Source organism: Streptomyces sp. Ag109_G2-15 (assembly GCF_900215565.1).
Taxonomy (GTDB): Bacteria; Actinomycetota; Actinomycetes; order Streptomycetales; family Streptomycetaceae; genus Streptomyces; species Streptomyces diastatochromogenes.
Map to the genome: position 1 here is coordinate 1,034,513 of NZ_OCNI01000001.1, position 21,124 is coordinate 1,055,636.

22 protein-coding genes and 5 tRNA genes are annotated in these 21,124 nt (G+C 70.0%); 10 read left to right on the forward strand and 17 right to left on the reverse strand.

Translation table 11 applies throughout. From position 1 onward, the window contains the following. Positions 1 to 88: 88 nt before the first annotated feature. Together CRP49_RS04235 and CRP49_RS04240 are read left to right on the forward strand one after the other, a co-directional pair. Positions 89 to 322: an Lrp/AsnC family transcriptional regulator gene (locus tag CRP49_RS04235; protein ID WP_003997603.1), complete on the forward strand. Its 234-nt coding sequence runs from the start codon at positions 89 to 91 to the stop codon at positions 320 to 322. A gap of 20 nt (positions 323 to 342) precedes the next feature. Then, a complete protein-coding gene (locus tag CRP49_RS04240) occupies positions 343 to 858 on the forward strand; it encodes a DUF3515 domain-containing protein (RefSeq protein WP_097252211.1) in 516 nt (171 codons plus the stop codon). 15 nt (positions 859 to 873) lie between these two features. Here CRP49_RS04240 and CRP49_RS04245 read toward each other — a convergent pair whose 3' ends face one another. The 3 genes from CRP49_RS04245 to CRP49_RS04255 all read right to left on the reverse strand — a co-directional run bounded on the left by CRP49_RS04245 (position 874) and on the right by CRP49_RS04255 (position 3,936). Then, positions 874 to 2,031 carry a D-alanine--D-alanine ligase family protein gene (locus CRP49_RS04245; protein WP_097252212.1) on the reverse strand — a complete coding sequence of 386 codons (1,158 nt, stop codon included), beginning with the start codon at positions 2,029 to 2,031 and terminating at the stop codon, positions 874 to 876. Between the two features lie 70 nt (positions 2,032 to 2,101). Beyond that, complete coding sequence (locus tag CRP49_RS04250) at positions 2,102 to 3,112, reverse strand: NAD(P)H-dependent glycerol-3-phosphate dehydrogenase (protein WP_097252213.1); 1,011 nt, start codon at positions 3,110 to 3,112, stop codon at positions 2,102 to 2,104. Beyond that, on the reverse strand, positions 3,109 to 3,936 hold the full coding sequence (locus CRP49_RS04255) for a 1-acyl-sn-glycerol-3-phosphate acyltransferase (RefSeq protein WP_257033310.1): 828 nt from the start codon (positions 3,934 to 3,936) through the stop codon (positions 3,109 to 3,111). The genes CRP49_RS04250 and CRP49_RS04255 overlap by 4 nt, the downstream gene beginning before the upstream one ends. Positions 3,937 to 4,135: 199 nt before the next feature. On the opposite strand from CRP49_RS04255, the gene cofC reads away from it, so the two are divergent. Both cofC and CRP49_RS04265 read left to right on the forward strand, forming a co-directional pair. Then, the gene (cofC, locus tag CRP49_RS04260; RefSeq protein WP_094220543.1) at positions 4,136 to 4,774 is read left to right on the forward strand and encodes a 2-phospho-L-lactate guanylyltransferase; all 639 of its coding nucleotides are present in this window, start codon (positions 4,136 to 4,138) and stop codon (positions 4,772 to 4,774) included. A gap of 257 nt (positions 4,775 to 5,031) precedes the next feature. Next, on the forward strand, positions 5,032 to 5,235 hold the full coding sequence (locus CRP49_RS04265) for a hypothetical protein (RefSeq protein ID WP_094220544.1): 204 nt from the start codon (positions 5,032 to 5,034) through the stop codon (positions 5,233 to 5,235). 71 nt (positions 5,236 to 5,306) lie between these two features. Here CRP49_RS04265 and CRP49_RS04270 read toward each other — a convergent pair whose 3' ends face one another. From CRP49_RS04270 to leuC, 4 genes are all read right to left on the reverse strand, one after another. After that, a complete protein-coding gene (locus tag CRP49_RS04270; RefSeq protein ID WP_094220545.1) occupies positions 5,307 to 5,945 on the reverse strand; it encodes an HU family DNA-binding protein in 639 nt (212 codons plus the stop codon). A 136-nt stretch (positions 5,946 to 6,081) separates the two neighbouring features. Next, complete coding sequence (locus CRP49_RS04275) at positions 6,082 to 6,312, reverse strand: hypothetical protein (protein ID WP_094220546.1); 231 nt, start codon at positions 6,310 to 6,312, stop codon at positions 6,082 to 6,084. A 298-nt stretch (positions 6,313 to 6,610) separates the two neighbouring features. Then, positions 6,611 to 7,204 (reverse strand): 3-isopropylmalate dehydratase small subunit, encoded by a 594-nt coding sequence (gene leuD / locus CRP49_RS04280; protein ID WP_097252214.1) that lies wholly within the window; start codon positions 7,202 to 7,204, stop codon positions 6,611 to 6,613. A gap of 5 nt (positions 7,205 to 7,209) precedes the next feature. Next, complete coding sequence (gene leuC / locus CRP49_RS04285) at positions 7,210 to 8,634, reverse strand: 3-isopropylmalate dehydratase large subunit (RefSeq protein ID WP_097252215.1); 1,425 nt, start codon at positions 8,632 to 8,634, stop codon at positions 7,210 to 7,212. A gap of 207 nt (positions 8,635 to 8,841) precedes the next feature. Here leuC and ndgR point away from each other — a divergent pair, with 207 nt between their 5' ends. Then, positions 8,842 to 9,558 (forward strand): IclR family transcriptional regulator NdgR, encoded by a 717-nt coding sequence (ndgR, locus tag CRP49_RS04290; RefSeq protein WP_030577649.1) that lies wholly within the window; start codon positions 8,842 to 8,844, stop codon positions 9,556 to 9,558. A gap of 80 nt (positions 9,559 to 9,638) precedes the next feature. On the opposite strand, the gene CRP49_RS04295 is transcribed toward ndgR, so the two are convergent. Next, entirely contained in the window at positions 9,639 to 10,148 is a 510-nt protein-coding gene (locus tag CRP49_RS04295; protein ID WP_097252216.1) for a DUF4188 domain-containing protein, read from the reverse strand. 80 nt (positions 10,149 to 10,228) lie between these two features. On the opposite strand from CRP49_RS04295, the gene CRP49_RS04300 reads away from it, so the two are divergent. Then, positions 10,229 to 10,873, forward strand: a complete 645-nt coding sequence (locus tag CRP49_RS04300; protein WP_097252217.1) for a MerR family transcriptional regulator — start codon at positions 10,229 to 10,231, stop codon at positions 10,871 to 10,873. Positions 10,874 to 10,924: 51 nt separating this feature from the next. Here the strand turns inward: CRP49_RS04300 and CRP49_RS04305 are convergent. From CRP49_RS04305 to CRP49_RS04345, 9 genes are all read right to left on the reverse strand, one after another. Then, positions 10,925 to 10,997 (reverse strand) — tRNA-Glu (locus tag CRP49_RS04305). A 28-nt stretch (positions 10,998 to 11,025) separates the two neighbouring features. Continuing rightward, positions 11,026 to 11,097 (reverse strand) — tRNA-Gln (locus CRP49_RS04310). A 20-nt stretch (positions 11,098 to 11,117) separates the two neighbouring features. Further along, positions 11,118 to 11,190, reverse strand: a tRNA-Glu gene (locus CRP49_RS04315). Positions 11,191 to 11,219: 29 nt separating this feature from the next. Then, a tRNA-Glu gene (locus CRP49_RS04320) sits at positions 11,220 to 11,292 on the reverse strand. Positions 11,293 to 11,313: 21 nt separating this feature from the next. Beyond that, positions 11,314 to 11,385 (reverse strand) — tRNA-Gln (locus tag CRP49_RS04325). Positions 11,386 to 11,476: 91 nt separating this feature from the next. After that, the gene (locus tag CRP49_RS04330) at positions 11,477 to 12,208 is read right to left on the reverse strand and encodes an HAD family hydrolase (protein ID WP_097252218.1); all 732 of its coding nucleotides are present in this window, start codon (positions 12,206 to 12,208) and stop codon (positions 11,477 to 11,479) included. A gap of 113 nt (positions 12,209 to 12,321) precedes the next feature. Continuing rightward, the gene (gltX, locus tag CRP49_RS04335; RefSeq protein ID WP_097252219.1) at positions 12,322 to 13,806 is read right to left on the reverse strand and encodes a glutamate--tRNA ligase; all 1,485 of its coding nucleotides are present in this window, start codon (positions 13,804 to 13,806) and stop codon (positions 12,322 to 12,324) included. Beyond that, positions 13,799 to 14,584, reverse strand: coding sequence for a fumarylacetoacetate hydrolase family protein (locus tag CRP49_RS04340; RefSeq protein ID WP_097252220.1), 786 nt, complete (start codon positions 14,582 to 14,584; stop codon positions 13,799 to 13,801). The genes gltX and CRP49_RS04340 overlap by 8 nt, the downstream gene beginning before the upstream one ends. Before the next feature lie 174 nt (positions 14,585 to 14,758). Further along, positions 14,759 to 14,950, reverse strand: a complete 192-nt coding sequence (locus CRP49_RS04345; RefSeq protein ID WP_097252221.1) for a hypothetical protein — start codon at positions 14,948 to 14,950, stop codon at positions 14,759 to 14,761. 568 nt (positions 14,951 to 15,518) lie between these two features. On the opposite strand from CRP49_RS04345, the gene CRP49_RS04350 reads away from it, so the two are divergent. The 4 genes from CRP49_RS04350 to CRP49_RS04365 all read left to right on the forward strand — a co-directional run bounded on the left by CRP49_RS04350 (position 15,519) and on the right by CRP49_RS04365 (position 20,806). After that, a complete protein-coding gene (locus CRP49_RS04350; RefSeq protein WP_097252222.1) occupies positions 15,519 to 19,316 on the forward strand; it encodes a nitrate- and nitrite sensing domain-containing protein in 3,798 nt (1,265 codons plus the stop codon). 9 nt (positions 19,317 to 19,325) lie between these two features. After that, on the forward strand, positions 19,326 to 19,739 hold the full coding sequence (locus tag CRP49_RS04355; protein ID WP_003973453.1) for a roadblock/LC7 domain-containing protein: 414 nt from the start codon (positions 19,326 to 19,328) through the stop codon (positions 19,737 to 19,739). A gap of 112 nt (positions 19,740 to 19,851) precedes the next feature. Next, a complete protein-coding gene (locus tag CRP49_RS04360) occupies positions 19,852 to 20,250 on the forward strand; it encodes a DUF742 domain-containing protein (protein ID WP_019058642.1) in 399 nt (132 codons plus the stop codon). Continuing rightward, complete coding sequence (locus tag CRP49_RS04365) at positions 20,231 to 20,806, forward strand: ATP/GTP-binding protein (RefSeq protein WP_067301226.1); 576 nt, start codon at positions 20,231 to 20,233, stop codon at positions 20,804 to 20,806. Before CRP49_RS04360 ends, CRP49_RS04365 begins: the two co-directional genes overlap by 20 nt. Positions 20,807 to 21,124: the final 318 nt, after the last annotated feature.

The window sequence follows — 21,124 nt, forward strand, 5'->3', positions numbered from 1 at the left end:
TCCCGCAGGTCTCCCCGCGGGGAGCGGCGACGCGATACCGTGGCGTTCCTTTTCCCCACATGATCCTCGTGGCCGCCCTGGAGGTTCCGTGGTACAGGCGTACATCCTGATCCAGACGGAGGTCGGCAAGGCGTCGACCGTCGCCGAGACGATCAGCAAGATCCCTGGAGTGATCCAGGCCGAGGACGTGACGGGTCCGTACGACGTCATCGTGCGCGCCCAGGCCGACACCGTCGACGACCTCGGTCGCATGGTGGTCGCGAAGGTCCAGCAAGTGGACGGCATCACCCGCACCCTGACCTGTCCGGTCGTGCACCTGTAGCCCCCGTCTACGCTTGGCCGGTGAACATCTTCCGTCACCGGCCCTTCGGCCTGCTCGCGCCCGTGCTGCTGATCGCGGTCGCGGGCTGCTCAACAGCAGACGACAGCGCCACGGTGGCGGTTCCCAGCCCCGACGCGAGGACGGCGAAGGTGTGCCGGGATCTGCACCGGGTGCTTCCCGAGAAGCTGGACGGACGGGGACGTCACGACCCCGAGCCCCGGTCCGCCTACACGGCGGGCTGGGGAAGCCCGGCGATCATACTGCGCTGCGGTGTCGTACGGCCGCCGAAGATGGTCGATCCGAAGGTGGCCGAGGGCGGGGACCGGGACGCCGTGGCGGGCGGGGTCGACGGTGTCGACTGGCTGATGGAGAAGCAGGGCGACGGCACCTGGCGGTTCACCACCGCCAACCGCGAGGCCTATGTGCAGGTGAACCTGCCCGAGGGGATGCCCGGCGAGGACGCCACGCCCGTGCTCACCGGACTCGCGCCCGCCGTGAAGAAGGCGATCCCCAAGGGGATCGCCTCCATGAGATGACGGTGCCGGTGCGGGTCAGCGCAGCCCGGTCGAGCGGCGCAGTGCGGCCTGCACCAGGCGGTCCACCAGCTCCGGGTAGCTGATGCCGGTGGCCTGCCACATCTGCGGGTACATCGAGATGGGCGTGAAGCCGGGCATGGTGTTGATCTCGTTGATGACGAACTCGCCGTCCTCGGTGAGGAAGAAGTCCGCGCGGACCAGGCCCTCGCAGGAGGCCGCGTCGAACGCCTCGACCGCGAGCCGCCGCACCTCGGCGGTCTCCTCGTCGGTGAGCGGGGCCGGGACGATGCCGGGCGTGGAGTCGATGTACTTGGCCTCGAAGTCGTAGTACGCGTGCGCGTCCGGCGGCGGGATCTCGGCCGGCACGGAGGCGCGCGGCCCGTCCTCGAACTCCAGGACGCCGCACTCGATCTCGCGGCCGCGCACCGCGGCCTCCACCAGGATCTTCGGGTCGTGCCGCTGTGCCTCGGCGATCGCCTCGTCCAGGCCGGACAGGTCGTCGACCTTGGTGATGCCGATCGACGAACCCGCGCGCGCGGGCTTCACGAACAGCGGCCAGCCGTGCTCGCCCGCGAGGTCGATGATCTTCTTGCGGGCGGCGGACTCGTCCTGCTCCCACTCGCGGGGCCGGATCACCACGTACGGGCCGACCTTGAGCCCGAAGGAGGTGAACACCCGCTTCATGTACTCCTTGTCCTGGCCGACGGCCGAGGCGAGCACACCCGCGCCCACGTACGGAATACCGGAGAGCTCCAGGAGGCCCTGGAGGGTGCCGTCCTCGCCGTACGGGCCGTGCAGCACCGGGAAGACCACGTCGACCTCGCCGAGGGCCTTGGGCACGGAACCGGGCTCGCTGTAGACGACCTCGCGGCTGGCGGGGTCGACGGGGAGCACCACGCCGCCCTCGCTCGACTCCGCCAGTTCCGCCACGTTGGGGGTACGGCGGTCGGTGATGGCCATCCGCTCCGGCTCGTCCGCCGTCAGGGCCCAGCGGCCGTCCGCGGTGATACCGATCGGCAGGACGTCGTACTTCGTCCGGTCGATGGCCTTGAGGACAGCGCCGGCGGTGACCACGGAGATCCCGTGTTCGGAGCTGCGTCCGCCGAACACGACGGCCACGCGCGGCTTGCGGGACGGCTGCTCAGGGCTCTGGGGGAGGTTCTCGGTGCTCATATCGCGTTGAGAGTACCCGTTGGTAGAGCCCGGATACAGCGTCGACGGGCCGCCGGAAAGGGGGCGTCGCTCAGCGTCGCTCGGGCTTCGCGCTGCGCGACATCAGCTCCTTGAGGGCGACCACCGGCGGCTTGCCCTCGTGCACGATGTCCACGACCGTCTCGGTGATCGGCATCTCCACGCCGTGCCGGCGGGCCAGATCCGCCACGGACTCGCAGGACTTGACGCCCTCGGCGGTCTGCTTGGTGACGGCGATGGTCTCCTCGAGGGTCATGCCCTTGCCGAGGTTGGTGCCGAAGGTGTGGTTGCGGGACAGCGGCGAGGAACAGGTGGCCACCAGGTCGCCGAGGCCCGCGAGTCCGGAGAAGGTCATCGGGTCGGCGCCGAGTGCCACACCGAGCCGCGCGGTCTCGGCGAGGCCGCGGGTGATGAGCGAGCCCTTGGCGTTGTCGCCGAGCCCCATGCCGTCCGCGATGCCGACGGCGAGGCCGATGACATTCTTCACGGCACCGCCCAGCTCGCAACCGACCACATCCGTCTCCGTGTACGGCCGGAAGTACGGCGTGTGGCAGGCGGCCTGGAGCCGCCGGGCGACCGTCTCGTCGGTGCAGGCCACCACGGCGGCGGCCGGCATGCGGGCGGCGATCTCCCGGGCCAGGTTGGGTCCGGTGACCACGGCGATGCGGTCGGCACCGACCTTGGCGACGTCGTCGATGACCTCGCTCATCCGCATGGTGGAGCCGAGTTCGACGCCCTTCATCAGGGAGACGAGCACGGTGCCGGGCGCGAGCAGCGGGGTCCACTCGGCGAGGTTGGCGCGCAGGGTCTGGGAGGGGACGGCGAGGACGGTGAAGTCCGCGTCCCGCAGCGCCTCGGCCGGGTCCGCGGTGGCGCGCAGGTTCTCCGGGAGTTCGACGCCCGGCAGGTAGTCGGGGTTGGTCCGCGTGGAGTTGACCGCCTCGGCCAGCTCGGGGCGGCGGGCCCACAGGGTGACCTCGCAGCCCGCGTCGGCGAGGACCATGCCGAAGGCGGTGCCCCACGAGCCGGTGCCCATGACGGCCGCCCGGACAGGCTTGCTCACTTGCCGCTCTCCTCTTCCGTGCCGCTCCGCGCGACCTCCGTGCCGGCCGGGGCCGCCTCCGTCGCGCTCAGCGAGGCCTCCTCGCCGCTCTGCGCACGGGTCTTGCGCCGTTGCTCGATCCGCTCGCGGCGCGGGTCGTACGGCGTCTCGGGCGCCTTCTCGCCGCGGATCTCCTCCAGCTGGCGGGTGACGGCCGCCATGATGACCTCGGTGGCCTCCTTGAGGACGTCCGCGGTCATCTCCCTGTCGTAGAAGCGGGAGAGGTCCACCGGCGGGCCCGCCAGGACGTGGTGGGTCTTGCGCGGGAAGAGGTGGGGCTTCTTGGCGTAGGGCGGCAGCAGTTCGTTGCAGCCCCACTGGGCGACCGGGATCACCGGGCACTTGGTCTGCAGGGCCACCCGGGCGGCACCGGTCTTGGCGGTCATCGGCCAGCCGTCCGGGTCGCGGGTGAGGGTGCCCTCGGGGTAGAACGCGACGCACTCGCCGCGCTCCACGGCGTCGATCGCGGCCCGGAAGGCGCTGAGCGCGTCCGTGCTCTCGCGGTAGACCGGGATCTGCCCGGTGCCGCGCATCGCGGCACCGACGAATCCCTTCTTGAAAAGCCCGCTCTTCGCCAGGAATCGCGGAACCCGTCCGGTGTTGTACTGATAGTGCGCGTACGCGAAGGGGTCCACGTGGGAATTGTGGTTGACCGCGGTGATAAATCCGCCGTCGGCCGGAATGTGCTCCATTCCACGCCAGTCCCGCTTGATCAGAACCACCAGTGGCGGTTTGCAGAGGACCGCTGCGAAGCGGTACCAGAACCCGATTCTGCGGCGGGACACGCGGACACCTTCCTCTAGGACTTGCTCGGGGCCCGGGGGCCGCACAAGTGTCGCCCCAGGCCGCCGGTCTGTCGAGAACACCGTACGCCCGCCCGTCACCCGCCACCGCCCTTGCGAGGAGCTTCGCGCCCCTCCCCGATCCCGGCGTGCCGGATGCCCCGGGTGACAATGAGCGCGACAAGAGAGGGGCGGTACGCCGGTGCAGTGGACCTTGGTCATCCCCCTGAAGCCTCTGGCGCGGGCCAAGAGCAGGCTCTCCGACACCGCCGACGACGGGGTGCGCCCGGGGCTGGCACTCGCGTTCGCACAGGACACGGTGGCCGCGGCACTGGCCTGTCCTGCGGTCGCGGATGTGGCGGTCGTCACGGACGACGCGCTGGCCGGCCGGGAGCTGGCGGCGCTGGGCGCCCGGATCGTCCCGGACGCTCCGGCGAGCGGCCTGAACGCCGCTCTGGCGCACGGAGCGGCCGTCGTACGGGAAATGCGACCCCGTGCCGCGGTGGCGGCGCTGAACGCCGATCTTCCCGCTCTGCGCCCGCTGGAATTGTCCCGGGTACTGGACGCGGCGGCCGAATTCCCGCGCGCCTTTCTCGCGGACGCGGCCGCACTCGGCACGACGCTGCTGGCCGCGGCCCCTGCCGAAGAATTGCGGCCGGCTTTCGGTACGGATTCCCGGGCCCGCCACCGCATCTCGGGCGCGACGGAACTCGCCCTCACCGAGGTCGATTCGGTACGCCAGGACGTGGACACCGGCCATGACCTGCGCTCGGCACTGGTACTCGGGGTGGGGCGGTACACGGCGTCGGCGTCGGCGGGGTTGCTGATCCCGGGGTCCTGAGGCGCCCGGCGCGCTGGCTGGACGGGGGTTGGGCCGCTTACCGGCGCTGACAGGGTGCCGCTCTCTTTGGGAGCGGGTGCCGCCCCAAGCGGCACGACTGCCCGCAGCTACGGACGGCAACTGTGCGGCCGACGGGACTGCAACTCCCCAGGGGCGCGGGGAACTGCGCGACCAGCCACAACGGACCCGCCACCCGGCAACGCACATCAACCCCGACGCCGCGCCCCCTGACCTCCGCGGGCATTAGGCTGGCCGTCATGCAGGCAACCGCATACACGTACGACCCAGACACCCGCAGCGGCCAAGTGCTGCTCGACGACGGCACCCCCGTGCCCTTCGACGCGGCCGCGTTCGACGCGGGCGGACTGCGGCTGCTGCGGCCCGGGCAGCGGGTGCGGATCGAGACGGAGGGTGCCGGGGACAGCCTGCGGATCACGCTGGTGACCCTGCAGACGCTCTGAGGCTTCCCGGAAAACGCCGCGGGCCGGGCTCCCCAGGGGAGCCCGGCCCGGCGCGTGAGTGCCCTGGCGACTTACGACGCCTTGCGGGCAGTGGCCTTCTTCGCGGTGGTCTTGCGGGCCGTCGACTTCTTGGCCGGGGCCTTCTTGGCGGTGACCTTCTTCGCCGGGGCCTTCTTGGCCGTCGTCTTCTTCGCGGCGGCCTTCGCCGTGGTCTTCTTCGCGGCGGCCGTCGTCTTCTTGGCGGTGGTCTTCTTGGCGGTGACCTTCTTCGCCGTGACCTTCTTCGCCGGTGCGGCCTTCTTCGCGGTGACCTTCTTCGCCGCGGCCTTGGTGACCTTCTTCGCCGCGGCCTTCTTGACCGTCGCGGCAGCCCCGCCGGTCAGGCTGCCCTTGGGCGCCTTCTTGACGGCGACCTCGCCGCCGCGCGGGAGCTTCTTCGAGCCGCTGACCAGGTCCTTGAAGCCCTGGCCCGCGCGGAAGCGCGGCACGGAGGTCTTCTTGACCCGAACCCGCTCGCCCGTCTGGGGGTTACGGGCGTAACGGGCGGGGCGGTCCACCTTCTCGAAGGACCCGAAGCCGGTGACCGAGACCCGCTCGCCCGCGACGACCGCGCGGACGATGGCGTCCAGGACATGATCGACAGCGTCGGCGGCCTGCTGGCGGCCGCCCATCTTGTCGGCAATCGCTTCTACGAGCTGCGCCTTGTTCACGTCTTCCCCTTCGGAGACATCGCCAGAACGAATGTGTTCAAGCTTTTTCGCACGTTAGGCAGATATATACCGCAAATCAAACACGAAACGGGCTTATCACCCTTGTGCCGCAACGGACTCGGTTGTCTCGGGCTGTTCAGCGGTCCTCGTCGGGGATCCGACCCTCGTCGAGGTCCTTGTTGAACCGCTCGAGCCGCCTTGCCGCATCGGCGAGATCGTGCTTGGCCGCGGCCGTAATGACCAGCAGCTTCCGGGTCAGCGCCATCCGTACGCCCTCCGGGACTTGCAGTGCGCGCACTCTTGTGTGCGCTTCCTTCAGTTGGTCCGCGACCGCCGCATAGAGCTCGAGTTGGCCGTCGTGTTCCATGCACAGATTGTGCCATCTGGGGCGAGTTGTCGCCTGCGCAGGGTGCAACTGCCGCCTCAAACGGCCTTCCGGGCACTTGCGGAAGCCGCGTTCACCACACTCGCGTACCCCAGCAACGGCCTTCCTAACGTGGGGAGTTGAGCGGACCTGGGAGAACGCCGAGGGCCGTTCGGGTGCAGACATGGCTGTACCCCCGATCGTGGCGATCGGGGGTACAGACGGGGTGTTGGGGTGGCCGAATCTCGACTCGCTCGGGGGATCCGGATCAGGCTTGGATCAGACCTGGATCAGAGCCGGATCAGACCGGGAGCGTGCGCGGCTTGTAGCCGGGCCGCTTGGCCTCGTAGGCGGCGATGTCGCCCTCGTTCTGGAGGGTGATGGAGATGTCGTCCAGGCCGTTCAGCAGCCGCCAGCGGGAGTTCTCGTCCAGCTCGAAGGAGGCGGTGACGCCCTCGGCGCGCACCTCACGCGCCTCGAGGTCCACAGTGACCTCAGCAGTGGGGTCCTGCTCGATCAGCTCCCACAGCGCGTCCACGACCTTCTGGTCGAGAACCACGGTGAGCAGGCCGTTCTTCAGCGAGTTGCCCCGGAAGATGTCCGCGAAGCGCGAGGAGATCACGGCCTTGAAGCCGTAGTTCTGCAGCGCCCAGACGGCGTGCTCACGGGAGGAGCCGGTGCCGAAGTCGGGGCCGGCGACCAGGACGGTGGCGCCCTGCCGCTCGGGCCGGTTGAGGACGAAGTTCTCGTCCTTGCGCCAGGCCTCGAACAGGCCGTCCTCGAAGCCGTCCCGGGTCACCTTCTTGAGCCAGTGAGCAGGGATGATCTGGTCGGTGTCGACGTTGCTGCGGCGCAGCGGGACGGCCCGGCCGGTGTGGGTGGTGAAGGCTTCCATGATTCTCAGACTCCAGCGGGCGCAGGGGCGTCGGACAGGTCGGCGGGCGAGGCCAGGTGGCCCAGGACGGCGGTCGCGGCCGCGACCTGCGGCGACACCAGGTGGGTACGGCCGCCCTTGCCCTGCCGGCCCTCGAAGTTGCGGTTGGAGGTGGACGCGGAGCGCTCACCCGGGGCCAGCTGGTCGGGGTTCATGCCGAGGCACATCGAGCAACCCGCGTGCCGCCATTCGGCGCCGGCCTCCTTGAAGACCACGTCCAGGCCCTCGGAGACAGCCTGCAGACCGACCCGCGCGGAGCCCGGGACGACCAGCATCCGTACGCCGTCGGCGACTTTGCGGCCGCGCAGCAGGTCCGCGGCGGCGCGCAGGTCCTCGATCCGGCCGTTGGTGCAGGAGCCTACGAAGACGGTGTCCACGTTGATGGAGCGCAGCGGCTGACCGGCCTCCAACCCCATGTATTCCAGGGCCTTTTCGGCGGCCAGGCGCTCCGAAGCGTCTTCGTACGAAGCCGGGTCGGGGACGGACGCCGAAAGCGGCGCGCCCTGGCCGGGGTTGGTGCCCCAGGTGACGAACGGCGACAGCTCGGCGGCGTTGATGACGACCTCGGCGTCGAAGACGGCGTCCTCGTCCGACTTCAGGGTCTTCCAGTACTCGACCGCGGCGTCCCAGTCGGCGCCCTCGGGGGCGTGCGCACGGCCCTTCAGGTACGCGAAGGTGGTCTCGTCGGGGGCGATCATGCCCGCGCGGGCACCGGCCTCGATCGACATGTTGCAGATGGTCATCCGGGCCTCCATCGAGAGCTTCTCGATGGCGGAGCCGCGGTACTCCAGGATGTAGCCCTGGCCGCCACCCGTACCGATCCTGGCGATGATCGCCAGGATCAGGTCCTTGGCGGTGACGCCCTCGGGCAGCTCGCCCTCGACGGTGATGGCCATGGTCTTGGGGCGGGCCAGCGGCAGCGTCTGGGTGGCCAGCACGTGCTCCACCTGGGAGGTGCCGATACCGAACGCCAGCGCACCGAAGGCACCGTGCGTGGAGGTGTGCGAGTCACCGCAGACAACGGTGGTGCCCGGCTGGGTCAGACCCAGCTGCGGACCCACGACGTGCACGACACCCTGCTCGACGTCGCCCAGCGAGTGCAGGCGCACGCCGAACTCGGCGGCGTTCTTGCGCAGCGTCTCCAGCTGGACGCGGGAGACCGGGTCGGCGATGGGCTTGTCGATGTCGAGGGTCGGGGTGTTGTGGTCCTCGGTCGCGATGGTGAGGTCGAGACGGCGCACCTGGCGACCGCTCTTGCGCAGACCGTCGAAGGCCTGCGGGCTGGTCACCTCGTGCAGCAGGTGCAGATCGATGAAGAGGAGGTCGGGCTCGCCCTCGGCGCGCCGGACGACGTGGTCGTCCCAGACCTTCTCCGCGAGTGTCCTACCCATCGCTTTCCCTCCGACCGGCAAACGTCCACCGGCCCAACTAGAGATCTTGAGGAAGCGGCGACTGCCTTTTTAGGGGCCCCTGAAGTCGTGATTCCGGGCGTCCACCGCCAGGCCCGTTGGTCTGCGGGCCGCTGTGTGGTTCCAGGGTGGCGCGTTCCACGGAAAATTGAACTTGCGTTTCACAGAGTGAGACGTGAGTATCGTTGCATGGACAACAGTAGCGGCGTCGGCGTTCTGGACAAGGCGGCCCTCGTCCTGAGCGCTCTGGAGTCCGGTCCGGCCACCCTCGCGGGTCTGGTCGGGGCCACCGGACTGGCACGACCCACGGCCCACCGCCTGGCCGTGGCCCTGGAACACCACCGCATGGTGGCACGCGACATGCAGGGCCGGTTCATCCTCGGCCCGCGCCTCGCGGAACTGGCGGCGGCGGCCGGCGAGGACCGCCTGCTGGCCACGGCGGGCCCCGTGCTCACCCACCTCCGCGATGTCACCGGCGAGAGTGCACAGCTCTACCGACGCCAGGGTGACATGCGGATCTGTGTGGCCGCGGCGGAGCGCCTGTCCGGCCTGCGGGACACGGTCCCGGTCGGCTCCACGCTGACCATGAAGGCGGGCTCCTCGGCGCAGATCCTGATGGCCTGGGAGGAGCCGGAGCGCCTGCACCGAGGCCTCCAGGGCGCCCGTTTCACGGCGACGGCCCTGTCGGGCGTACGGCGCCGCGGCTGGGCCCAGTCCATCGGCGAGCGCGAGCCGGGCGTGGCGTCCGTCTCGGCGCCCGTGCGCGGCCCCTCCAACCGCGTGGTGGCCGCCGTGTCGGTCTCCGGCCCCATCGAGCGCCTGACCCGCCACCCGGGCCGTATGCACGCCCAGGCGGTCATCGACGCGGCAGCCCGCCTCTCGGAGGCCCTGCGCCGCACGGGCTGAGCCGGGCTTTCCGGAACACCGAGGAGGGCCTGCCCCAACGCCGCGGCAGGCCCTCCTCGCTCCCCCGCTCCCCCTCCCCGTCAGCCGGCCTTCTCCGCCGCCGGCGCCTTCTGCGACCGGTACGCGAACCGGTCCTTCGCATACCGGCCCCGCTTCTCCAACGGCACCTGCCCGTGCGCCGCGGCCAGGCCGAACGCCGGCATGTCCCCGTAGATCGCCTCGTACGACCCCTCCGGCACGACGTACGACTCGTGCCAGATGCCCACCTGCCCGCGCAGCTTCCCGGCCCGCTCCTTGCGGTTGAGCAGGGCCCACGCCTTGTGATGGAGGGCGTCGGGCGCGGTCGCGTAGGCGTACAGCTTCTCTTTGGACTCCCAGTACTGCACGACGTAGTACGTCCGAGGCGACGCGGTGAGCAGCACCCGGCTCCGCAGCCCCCGCTCGGGAGCCCGCTCCAGTTCGCGCAGCATGCGGATCATCGCGACCATCACCGGCAGCCACAGATGCACCGCCCAGAAGCGGTTGATCCGCATGCCGATCAGCAGGACGACGACCTCGCCCTTCGCGTCGGCGGTCGTACGGGACACCATGATTTCCCCCTCGTTGGTGAGCGGCGCTATCCAAGTACGAATGCTTGGATAGTGCCCTTATCCAAGAAGGAGCGCAAGACATGCGGCTCGCCGAACTGAGCAGACGCAGCGGTGTGTCCACCGCGACGATCAAGTACTACCTGCGCGAAGGCCTGTTGCCGCCGGGCCGCCAGATCAACACGACGACGGCGGAGTACGACGACGAGCACCTGCGCCGGCTGCGGCTGGTGCGCGCGATGATCCAGGTCGGCAGGCTCCCGGTGGCCACGGTCCGGGAGGTGCTGCGGAACGTCGACGACGAGTCCCTGGGGCGCGCGATCCGGCTGGGCGCGGCCCTGTGGGCGCTGCCGCAGGTGCCGGAGCCGGACGAGGAGGACGAGTACGTCCAGGCCGCGCACCGGGAAGCGGACAAGCTGCTGGAGACGCTGGGCTGGTCCAACGCCCGGCTGCTGACGACCATCTCGCCCGCGTACCGGTCCCTGGTGGTGGCGGTGGCCGCGTTCCGCCGACTGGGCTACGACTGGGGCGCCGAACTGCTGGTGGAGTACGGGAAGTTGATGCACGAGGTCGCGAAACTGGACGTGGACTTCGTGGAGACGCATCAGTCGGAGGCGGAGAAGATGGAGACGGCGGTGCTCGGCGCCGTACTGACCGAGCCGATGCTGCAGGCGCTGCGCCGGCTGGCCCAGGAGGAGGAGTCGGGCCGGCGGTACGGCTTCGAGTAGGGCCGGGTACGACGAAGGCCCCCCACCGAAGTGGAGGGCCTTCCCTGTGCGTACCCCCGACCGGATTCGAACCGGCGCTACCGCCTTGAGAGGGCGGCGTGCTAGGCCGCTACACAACGGGGGCGTGGACTCTGCGTTTCCGCAGGTCCGAGCTGGTCTACCTGGACTCGAACCAAGACTAACTGAACCAGAATCAGTCGTGCTGCCAATTACACCATAGACCAATGATGGTTTAGACCAGTCGTACCCCCGACCGGATTCGAACCGGCGCTACCGCCTTGAGAGGGCGGCGTGCTAGGCCGCTACACAACGGGGGCCCTAGCGATCCCGACAGGATCAGGATCAGTACCCCCGACCGGATTCGAACCGGCGCTACTGCCTTGAGAGGGCAGCGTGCTAGGCCGCTACACAACGGGGGCTTTGCAGATGAGCTCTGCGAGCTGGCCTACCTGGACTCGAACCAAGACTAACTGAACCAGAATCAGTCGTGCTGCCAATTACACCATAGGCCACTGGAACTCAAGCCCCTGAAGGGATCTCGTTCTAGTTCGCTCCTCCGGTTCCCGGCCTTTCGGCCCGCTCCCCGGCGGCGCAGGAAGAACATTACCCGAAGGTGGACGGGGCTCCAAAACGAGTATCCGAGCGCACCAGCGCGGGGAGTTCGGCGAGGGTCGAAATCCGGTGCGCGGCCATGGCGTCCGCGCTCTGCGCGTACACCCCGCCGCGGTCGATCCAGACGGACAGCAGCCCGGCCCCGGCCGCGCCCCGCCCGTCGATCTCCGGGTGATCGCCGACGTACGCCACCTCGTGCGGGGGCAGGTCGAGCGCCTCGCAGGCCGCTAGGAACGCCCCGGCCTCCGGCTTGGAGACGCCCAGCTCGGCGGCGCACAGCACGCTCTCGAACCGGTCGCGGACGCCGAGGGTGCGCAGCTTGTGTTCCTGGACCGTGAGGCTGGAGTTGGACAGCACCGAGTGCCGGTGGCTGGCGGCGAGGGCGTCCAGGGCGGGCAGCACGTCCGGGAACAGGCTCCAGGCGGCCTCGTAGTGGGCGATGTACCGCCGGAACCAGGCGTCGGCCTCGGCGTCGGACAGCTCCTGCTCCAGGAAGACCCGCACGCGGTCGCGCCGCTGCCCCTCGAAGGAGACCTCCCCGGCCGAGAAGCGCGCCCACTGCCGATCGGTGATCTCCCGCCACCGCACCAGGGCCTGCTCCGGGCTGTCGTACCCGCCGAGCAGCCCCTCCACGGCCAGATGAGCCCGCATGCCCTCGCGGTCCGCGGTCGTGTAGTCGAAAAGGGTGTCGTCCACGTCCCAGACCACGGCTCGGATGCTCATGACCCGACGGTAACCGGGCGGACGGCCGGATGTCCGGTGGTTGACCGCGAACGTGTGCGACGAAGGGGCGGCACCCGGTGTCCCGGGTGCCGCCCCTTCGTGTGTGGCGTTCGTTACGCCGCGAGCTTGGTCAGCGCCGCGTCGATGCGGGCCAGCGTCGCGTCCTTGCCCAGCACCTCAAGGGACTCGAACAGGGGCAGGCCGACCGTGCGGCCGGTGACGGCCACGCGGACCGGGGCCTGGGCCTTGCCGAGCTTGAGGCCGTGGGCCTCGCCGGCGGCCAGGACGGCCTCCTTGAGGGCCTCGGCCGAAGTCCAGTCCGCCGACTCCAGCTTCTCGCGGGCCGTGCGCAGCAGGGCGTCCGAGCCCTCCTTCATCGCCTTCGTCCAGCTCGCCTCGTCGAAGGCCGGCTCGGGGAGGAAGAGGAAGTCGACGTTGTCGGTGATCTCGGAGAGGACCTTCAGCCGGGTCTGGGCGTGCGGGGCGATCGCCTCCCACTTGGCCTCGTCGAAGGCCTCCGGCGCCCAGGGGGCGAACGGCGCCTTCAGCCACGGGCGGCAGCGCTCCGTGAACTCCTTCACATCCAGCATGCGGATGTGGTCGCCGTTGATCGCCTCGCACTTCTTCAGGTCGAAGCGCGCCGGGTTGGGGTTCACGTCGGAGATGTCGAAGGCCGCGACCATCTCGCCGATGGTGAAGATGTCCTGGTCGGCGGAGAGCGACCAGCCGAGCAGCGAGAGGTAGTTGAGCAGGCCCTCGGGCAGGAAGCCCTGCTCGCGGTAGAGGTTGAGGGACGCCTGCGGGTCGCGCTTGGAGAGCTTCTTGTTGCCCTCGCCCATCACGTACGGCAGGTGGCCGAAGGCCGGGGTCTGCTTGGCGATGCCCAGTTCGGTCAGCGCCTTGTAGAGCGCGATCTGGCGCGGGGTGGAGGAGAGCAGGTCCTCGCCGCGCAGGACGTGGGTGATCTCCATCAGGGCGTCGTCCACCGGGTTGACCAGCGTGTACAGCGGGGCGCCGTTGGCGCGGACGATGCCGTAGTCCGGGACGTTCTCCGGCGTGAAGGTCAGCTCGCCGCGGACCAGGTCCGTGAAGGTGATCGTCTCGTCCGGCATGCGGAAGCGGACGATCGGGGTGCGGCCCTGGGCCTGGTACTGCTCGACCTGCTCGGCGCTCAGGTCGCGGCAGTGGCCGTCATAGCCGGAGGGCTTGCCGGCGGCGCGGGCGGCCTCGCGGCGGCTGTCCAGCTCCTCCTGGGAGCAGTAGCAGTGGTAGGCGTGGCCGGCGTCGAGCAGCTTCTGGGCGACGTCCTTGTAGAGGTCCATGCGCTGCGACTGGCGGTACGGCGCGTGCGGGCCGCCGACCTCGGGGCCCTCGTCCCAGTCGAAGCCCAGCCAGCGCATCGCGTCGAGCAGCTGGTTGTACGACTCCTCCGAGTCGCGGGCCGCGTCGGTGTCCTCGATACGGAAGACCAGGGTGCCCTGGTGGTGCCGGGCGAACGCCCAGTTGAACAGGGCGGTGCGGACCAGGCCCACGTGGGGGTTACCGGTGGGCGAGGGACAGAAACGGACGCGTACGGGGGAGCCGGATGCGCTAGCCACGCTTGACAACCTTGTTGGTGAGAGTGCCGATGCCTTCGATGGTGACGGCGACCTCGTCGCCGACGTTCAGGGGGCCGACCCCCGCGGGGGTGCCGGTGAGGATGACGTCGCCGGGCAGCAGGGTCATGGCCTCGGAGATGTTGACGATCAGGTCCTCGATGGAGTGGATCATCTCGCTCGTGCGGCCCAGCTGGCGCTGTTCGCCGTTGACCGTGAGCTGGATGGTCAGGTCGTTCGCGCGGTCGAGGTCCAGGTCCGTCTCGACCCAGGGGCCGAGCGGGCAGGAGGTGTCGAAGCCCTTGGCCCGGGCCCACTGCTTCTCGCGCTTCTGCACGTCGCGCGCGGTGACGTCGTTGGCGCAGGTGTAGCCGAAGATCACGTCCTTGACGCGCTCGCGCGGCACCTCGCGGCACATGCGGCCGATGACGACGGCCAGCTCGGCCTCGTGGTGCAGCTCCTGCGAGAAGGACGGGTACTGGATCTCGTCACCGGGGCCGATCACCGAGGTGGACGGCTTGAAGAAGGCGAACGGGGCGTCGGGCACCTCGTTGCCCAGCTCCTTGGCGTGGTCGGCGTAGTTGCGGCCGAACGCCACGACCTTGTTGGGGAGGACCGGCGGGAGCAGCCTGACCTTGCTCAGCGGCACCTTCGTCCCGGACAGCTCGTAGTCCGCGAACGGGATGCCCTTGATGATGTCGAGGACGAGTTCGTCCTGCTTGTCGCCCTCGACCGCGCCGAAGGCTACGTTCCCGTCGATGGAGAACCTGGCGATGCGCACGGGATCCTTGCGCCCCTCACTGAGTACCGGCGTACTGACGCCCCAGGTTAACCGGTCGGGCCTGCCGCGTTCGGGAAGGCGACGGACGCAGAAGAGGAGCGCGGCCCGGAAGATCGTCGTACCTGCGACGATCTTCCGGGCCGCGCTCCACGTGCGTGTGCGGTGCCCGCTCGGCTACTCGCCGGCCGTGGCCGCCGCCACCGGGACCTCCATGAGAACCGTGCGCCTGGGGTTCGCCGTCTGGGCGGGGAGGTCGACGGGGTGCTCCGGCAGCTCGGGCGTCTGCAGTTCGTCGGCGTCCTCGAGGTGCGCCAGAGTCGTGCGCCGCGGGTTGGCTATGTTGCGGAACATCATCGTCGTCTTCACCGTTGTACGTCCTGTGGCTCGGGTTGAGTTGGCAGAGCTGCCCATCTTGTAAAGCGTCAGGCTAAACATCCGATTCCCCGCCACAGTCATGAACTCCCCATGATCCGCATGTGAGTTTGCTCACGAATCCATGGGCAAACCGGTCAATTCCGGCTGACAACTCTCCCCTGCGAAACGGACATTGACCCCCTGAAGCAATCATTCCGCTCCTGATCATGGCGACTGGGACACGTGACACCAGGGGGCGACTCGCAGGGATACGCCCACTTTGGTCGGGATCGCGCTCCACAGCTGGTGACTCGGGCCTCACAGCCCGTCACGTAGGTCACAGCTCGGGGCACGGCCCTTGTTGGAGATCCGGCACTGTGCTGGAATTCCACGGACCGCCGCGGGATCGAGCCGGCGCGCAAGGGGCGCAACAGCAGCGCCGGGTGGCGGCGAGATAGGGGGAACCTGCGCCGGTCACTCCAGACCACTCGGAGGGTGCATTCAGGGCGCTCTCCGATACGCCGACACCGTGTCCCTCCGTTCACGCGGAGGGGTGCCTGGTCCAGAGGTTGCGACGCTAGTGCAGGGACGTTTCAAGAGGGATGGCAGCGCTTCGGCGGAGCCGGAGGCGCACGGCGGGACCGACCGCGGCTCATCGCCCCAGCACGCCCAGATCCCGGGCCCGGCCCCGTCCGGAGACGGCGGTGAGCGCCCCGGGCGCCTCGGCGCGTCCTCCTCGCCGGGCCCCGCGAAGACCGGGAACCCCACCCCGGCCGTGAAGCCCCCCAAGGGCCCCACCGGCCCCGGTTCGCGCATGGCCCTGCGCAACTGGCGCATCTCCACGCGTCTGGTGTCGCTGCTCGCGCTCCCCGTGGTGGCGGCCACCTCGCTGGGCGCGCTGCGTATCGACCAGAACATCACCGACATCCAGCAGCTCGACAACATGAAGCTGCTGACGGAGATGACCAAGCAGGCCACCGAGCTGGCCCAGGCGCTCCAGGACGAGCGTGACCTGTCCGCCGGTCCCCTGTCGCACGGTCTGAAGGCGACCGACTACCAGATCAAGGGCGACCAGGAAAAGACCGACCGGGCCCGCGAGAACTTCCTCAACGCCTCCGAGCAGATCGACGAGGCGAGCAAGAACGGCAACCTCCAGGGCGTCCGCGACACCCTGGTGAGCCTCGCCAACCAGCTGGACGACCTGGCCAAGATCCGCAAGAGCGCGTACCAGTCGAAGAACAACTCGACGCAGACCGTCGAGTCGTACCACCGGCTGATCACGCAGCTGATCGACCTCTCCCAGGCCATGGCCGAGGCGTCCAGCAACCCCGAGATGATCACGCGCACCCGCGCCCTGGCGGCCTTCTCCTCCGCCAAGGAGTACGCGTCCGTGCAGCGTGCCGTCATCGCCGCGGCGCTGACCTCCAGCGGCGACACCAAGGGCAAGCTCTCCGCGAACGACCGCCTCTACGGCGAGTCGGCTTACGCGAGCGAGAACTCCGAGATCGCGATCTTCCGGAAGATCTACAGCAGCCAGAACCCGGACGAACTCCTCAAGCCGATCGAGGAGAACAACCCGATCATCCAGGCCGCCGACCTGTACGCCAAGCGGACCCTCGAGTCCCCCACCGGCCTCGACGGTCTGCCGCCGCGCTCGTACCGCGACTGGGTGGACGACAGCTCCACCAAGATCGACCAGATGAAGAAGATCGAGCACACGCTGCTCGAGGACATGGAGCAGAAGGCCCGCGAGCTGCGCAGCGCCTCCGAGCGCGACGCGATCATCTCCGGTGCGCTGATCCTGATCGTCCTCGGCATCTCGCTCGTGGGCGCGTTCGTCGTGGCCCGGTCCATGATCCGCTCGCTGCGCCGCCTCCAGGAGACCGCCACCAAGGTCGCCCAGGACCGCCTGCCCGAGCTGGTCAAGCAGCTGTCCGAGGCCGACCCGCAGGACGTCGACACGTCCGTGGAGTCGGTCGGTGTGCACTCCCGGGACGAGATCGGCCAGGTGGCCGCGGCCTTCGACGACGTGCACCGCGAGGCGGTCCGCCTCGCCGCCGAGCAGGCCCTTCTCCGGGGCAACGTCAACGCGATGTTCACCAACCTCTCGCGCCGCTCCCAGGGTCTGATCCAGCGCCAGCTGTCGCTGATCTCCGAGCTGGAGTCCCGCGAGGCCGACCCGGACCAGCTGTCCTCGCTGTTCAAGCTCGACCACCTCGCGACGCGTATGCGCCGTAACGGTGAAAACCTCCTCGTTCTCGCCGGTGAAGAGCCCGGCCGGCGCTGGACCCGCCCGGTCCCGCTGGTCGACGTGCTCCGTGCCGCCGCGTCCGAGGTGGAGCAGTACGAGCGCATCGAGCTGGCCGCGGTCCCGACCACCGAGGTCGCCGGCCGCGTGGTCAACGACCTCGTGCACCTGCTCGCCGAGCTGCTCGAGAACGCCACCTCCTTCTCCTCGCCGCAGACCAAGGTGAAGGTCACCGGTCACGCGCTGCCCGACGGCCGTGTGCTGATCGAGATCCACGACACCGGTATCGGCCTCTCCCCCGAGGACCTCGCGGCGATCAACGAGCGGCTCGCCTCGCCGCCCACCGTGGACGTCTCGGTGTCCCGCCGCATGGGTCTGTTCGTGGTCGGTCGTCTGTCCCAGCGCCACGGCATCCGCATCCAGCTGCGCCCCTCCGACTCCGGTGGTACGACCGCGCTGGTCATGCTCCCCGTCGACGTCGCCCAGGGCGGCAAGAAGCCCGCTCCGGGCAAGCCCGGCGCGCCCGCGCCGACCGGTGGTCCGGCCGCCGCGCAGGCCGCGGCCGGTGCTGCCGCCGCCCGCCGCAACAACGGCGGCAACGGCCAGGGCGGCGCCCTCGGCGGTGCCCCGTCCGGCGGCGGACTCCTCGGCGCCGGTCCCGCCCCGCGCGGCCAGGTCGGCTCCGCCCAGGGTCCCCGGGCCGCGCTGCCCGGCACCGGCCAGGGCGGCCGTCCCGGTGCGCCGGGTGGAGCGCCGCGTGGTCCGCAGGGTCCGGGTGCGCCGCAGCAGGGCCGGCCGGCTCCGGCCGGTGCGGGTGCGGGCGGCTTCGGCGGTCCGGGTGCCGCGCAGGGCTCGCAGTCCGCGGGCTTCGGCGGCTCGCAGCAGGACGCCTTCGGTGGCCGTGGTCCGGCGCAGCCGCGCGGTGGCGCGGGCGCTTCCGACCAGGGCCGTCAGCCGCAGCTGCCGCCGCGCGGCGGTCCGCGGGCCGAGCTGCCCGGCGCCAACCCGCCCTCGCGCACCCCGGACTGGAGCGACAACGCCCAGGCTCCGCTGTCGCGCGCCTCGCTGGACGCCCCGCGCGGCCATGACGAGCAGGACCCGTCGCAGACCGCGCGCATGCCGCGCGTCGACGACCGGCAGGGCCCGGGCTCGACCTCGGAGATACCCCGTATCGACGCGCAGGGCCCGGCCGCCACGGGCGAGTTCCCCCGCCCGGAGTTCGGCGCGAACGGCTCCACGGGCCAGTTCCCGCGTGCGGACCTGAACGGCGCGAGCAGCTCGACCGGACAGTTCCAGCGTCCCGGCACCCAGCAGGGCAACGGCCAGTACGGCCAGCAGGGCAACGGCCAGTACGGCCAGCAGGGCAACGGTCAGTACGGCCAGCAGGACACCAGCGGCGGGTTCGTCCGCTCCGACGTGTTCGGCACGTCGGCACCCGGACAGCAGGACCCGCAGAGCACCGGCCAGTTCGCGGCGCCGCAGGCCTACGACACCGGCTTCGACGCCGGTTCCACCGGCCAGCACGCGCTGCCCGGCCGCCCGGGTCAGGGTCCGGCGAACACCGGCCAGTTCGAGCGGCCGCAGCAGGGCAACCGCGGCGACTTCGGTGCCGCACGCCCGCCGGCCGCGCCGCGTCCGCCCCGCCGGGAGCCGGAGGCGCTGCCGCCGGCCAGCGGTCCGGTCGACGGTCGTACCCCGCTGTACGACACGCTGGAGACCAACTGGTTCCACGGCAACCAGCCGGGGCAGCAGGACAACCCCCCGGCGCCGGCTCCCGCGCCGCAGCAGCAGGCGCCCGCGCCCGCTCCGCAGCGTGCTCCCTCCGCCTCCGCCACCGGCTCGTGGCGCACCTCGCCCAACGACGAACTCGTCCGTCAGGCGGAGCGCGTACGGCAGCCTGCGGCGGGCGGCATCACCACCTCCGGCCTGCCGCGCCGGGTGCCCCGGGCGAACCTCGTCCCGGGCACGGCTCAGCAGCAACAGCACCAAGCCGGTCCGCAGGTCTCGCGTGCGCCTGACGACGTACGCGGCCGGCTGACCAATCTCCGTCGGGGCATCGCACAGGGTCGCCAGGCCGGCAACGGCCAGACCGGCAGCTACCCGAGCCCCACTCACCAGCAGGAGCGTTAGTTGAGTCCGATGAGCCAGGCGGCACAGAACCTGAACTGGTTGATCACCAACTTCGTGGACAACACCCCCGGGGTGTCGCACACGGTGGTGGTCTCCGCCGACGGCCTTCTGCTGGCGATGTCCGAAGGCTTCCCGCGCGACCGCGCCGACCAGCTCGCGGCCGTCGCCTCCGGGTTGACCTCCCTCACGGCCGGGGCTTCCCGGATCTTCGAGGGCGGCAACGTGGCGCAGACGGTCGTCGAGATGGAGCGCGGTTTTCTTTTCCTGATGTCCGTCTCGGACGGGTCGTCCCTCGCGGTTCTGGCCCACCCTGAGTGCGACATCGGCCTCGTCGGCTACGAGATGGCACTGCTCGTCGACCGCGCGGGTGCAGTACTCACCCCGGACCTGCGCGCCGAACTCCAGGGCAGTCTGCTCCACTGACCCGCCCCGGCACCACCCACCTCACGAAAACACCGTCCGGCCGACACAATCCCCCCACCGGCCCCATTCAGACGGCTTGACTGACCGACTTGCTGTCCCGCCCGGAGGATTCATGACCCCGCCCACCGCCTCTCATGATCCGTACGCGGAGCCGTACGGGGACGAGGGCGACCAGCCGCTGGTACGTCCGTACGCGATGACCGGTGGCCGGACCCGGCCGCGCTATCAGCTCGCCATCGAGGCGCTGATCAGCACCACGGCCGACCCGGCAGCGCTCATGGGACTGCTCCCGGAGCACCAGCGCATCTGCCACCTGTGCCGCGAGGTCAAGTCGGTCGCGGAGGTGTCGGCGCTGCTGGCCATGCCGCTCGGCGTGGCCCGGATCCTGGTGGCCGACCTCGCCGAGGCCGGCCTGGTCGCCATCCACCAGCCGGGTGGCGACGAGAACAACGGTGGCGCTCCTGACGTGACGCTGCTCGAAAGGGTGCTCAGTGGACTTCGCAAGCTCTGACGCGGGCCGGGCCACCACCTCGGCGAAGATCGTGGTGGCGGGCGGCTTCGGCGTGGGCAAGACCACGTTCGTCGGCGCCGTCTCGGAGATCAACCCGCTGCGCACGGAGGCCGTGATGACGTCCGCCTCGGCGGGCATCGACGACCTCACCCACACCGGGGACAAGACCACCACCACGGTGGCGATGGACTTCGGCCGTATCACCCTGGACCAGGACCTGATCCTGTACCTGTTCGGTACGCCGGGCCAGGACCGCTTCTGGTTCATGTGGGACGACCTGGTGCGCGGCGCGATCGGCGCGGTGGTGCTCGTGGACACCCGGCGCCTCGCGGACTGCTTCCCGGCCGTGGACTACTTCGAGAACAGCGGTCTGCCGTTCGTCATCGCCCTCAACGGCTTCGACGGCCAGCAGCCGTACACCCCGGACGAAGTGCGCGAAGCCCTGCAGATCGGGCCGGACGCACCGATCATCACGACGGACGCCCGCCACCGCGCGGACGCCAAGTCGGCGCTGATCACGCTGGTGGAGCACGCCCTGATGGCCCGCCTGCGGTAGCACCCAAATACGACGTGCCGTACGGCAGTTGTCGTAAACCCATCGGAGCCGGCTGTGGCCTTTGACACGGTCGGCTCCGGTGTTCATAACAGTTCGGCAGAGGAATCCCCCGGGATCACCACGCGACGCGGTCGAGCGGTACCGCTGCGCTCACGAAGGCCCCGCCTTTTGGCGGGGCTCGCTCTTTATGACCGTTTTATCTGGGGCTTACAACCGCCCCACTTGGGGTTTCCGCTGTTTGGAAGAGCACTGGTTCACATGCTCAAATGCCTGAACTGCCCAATAGTCAAAGACGTACCTAGTGGTCGATGACGAACG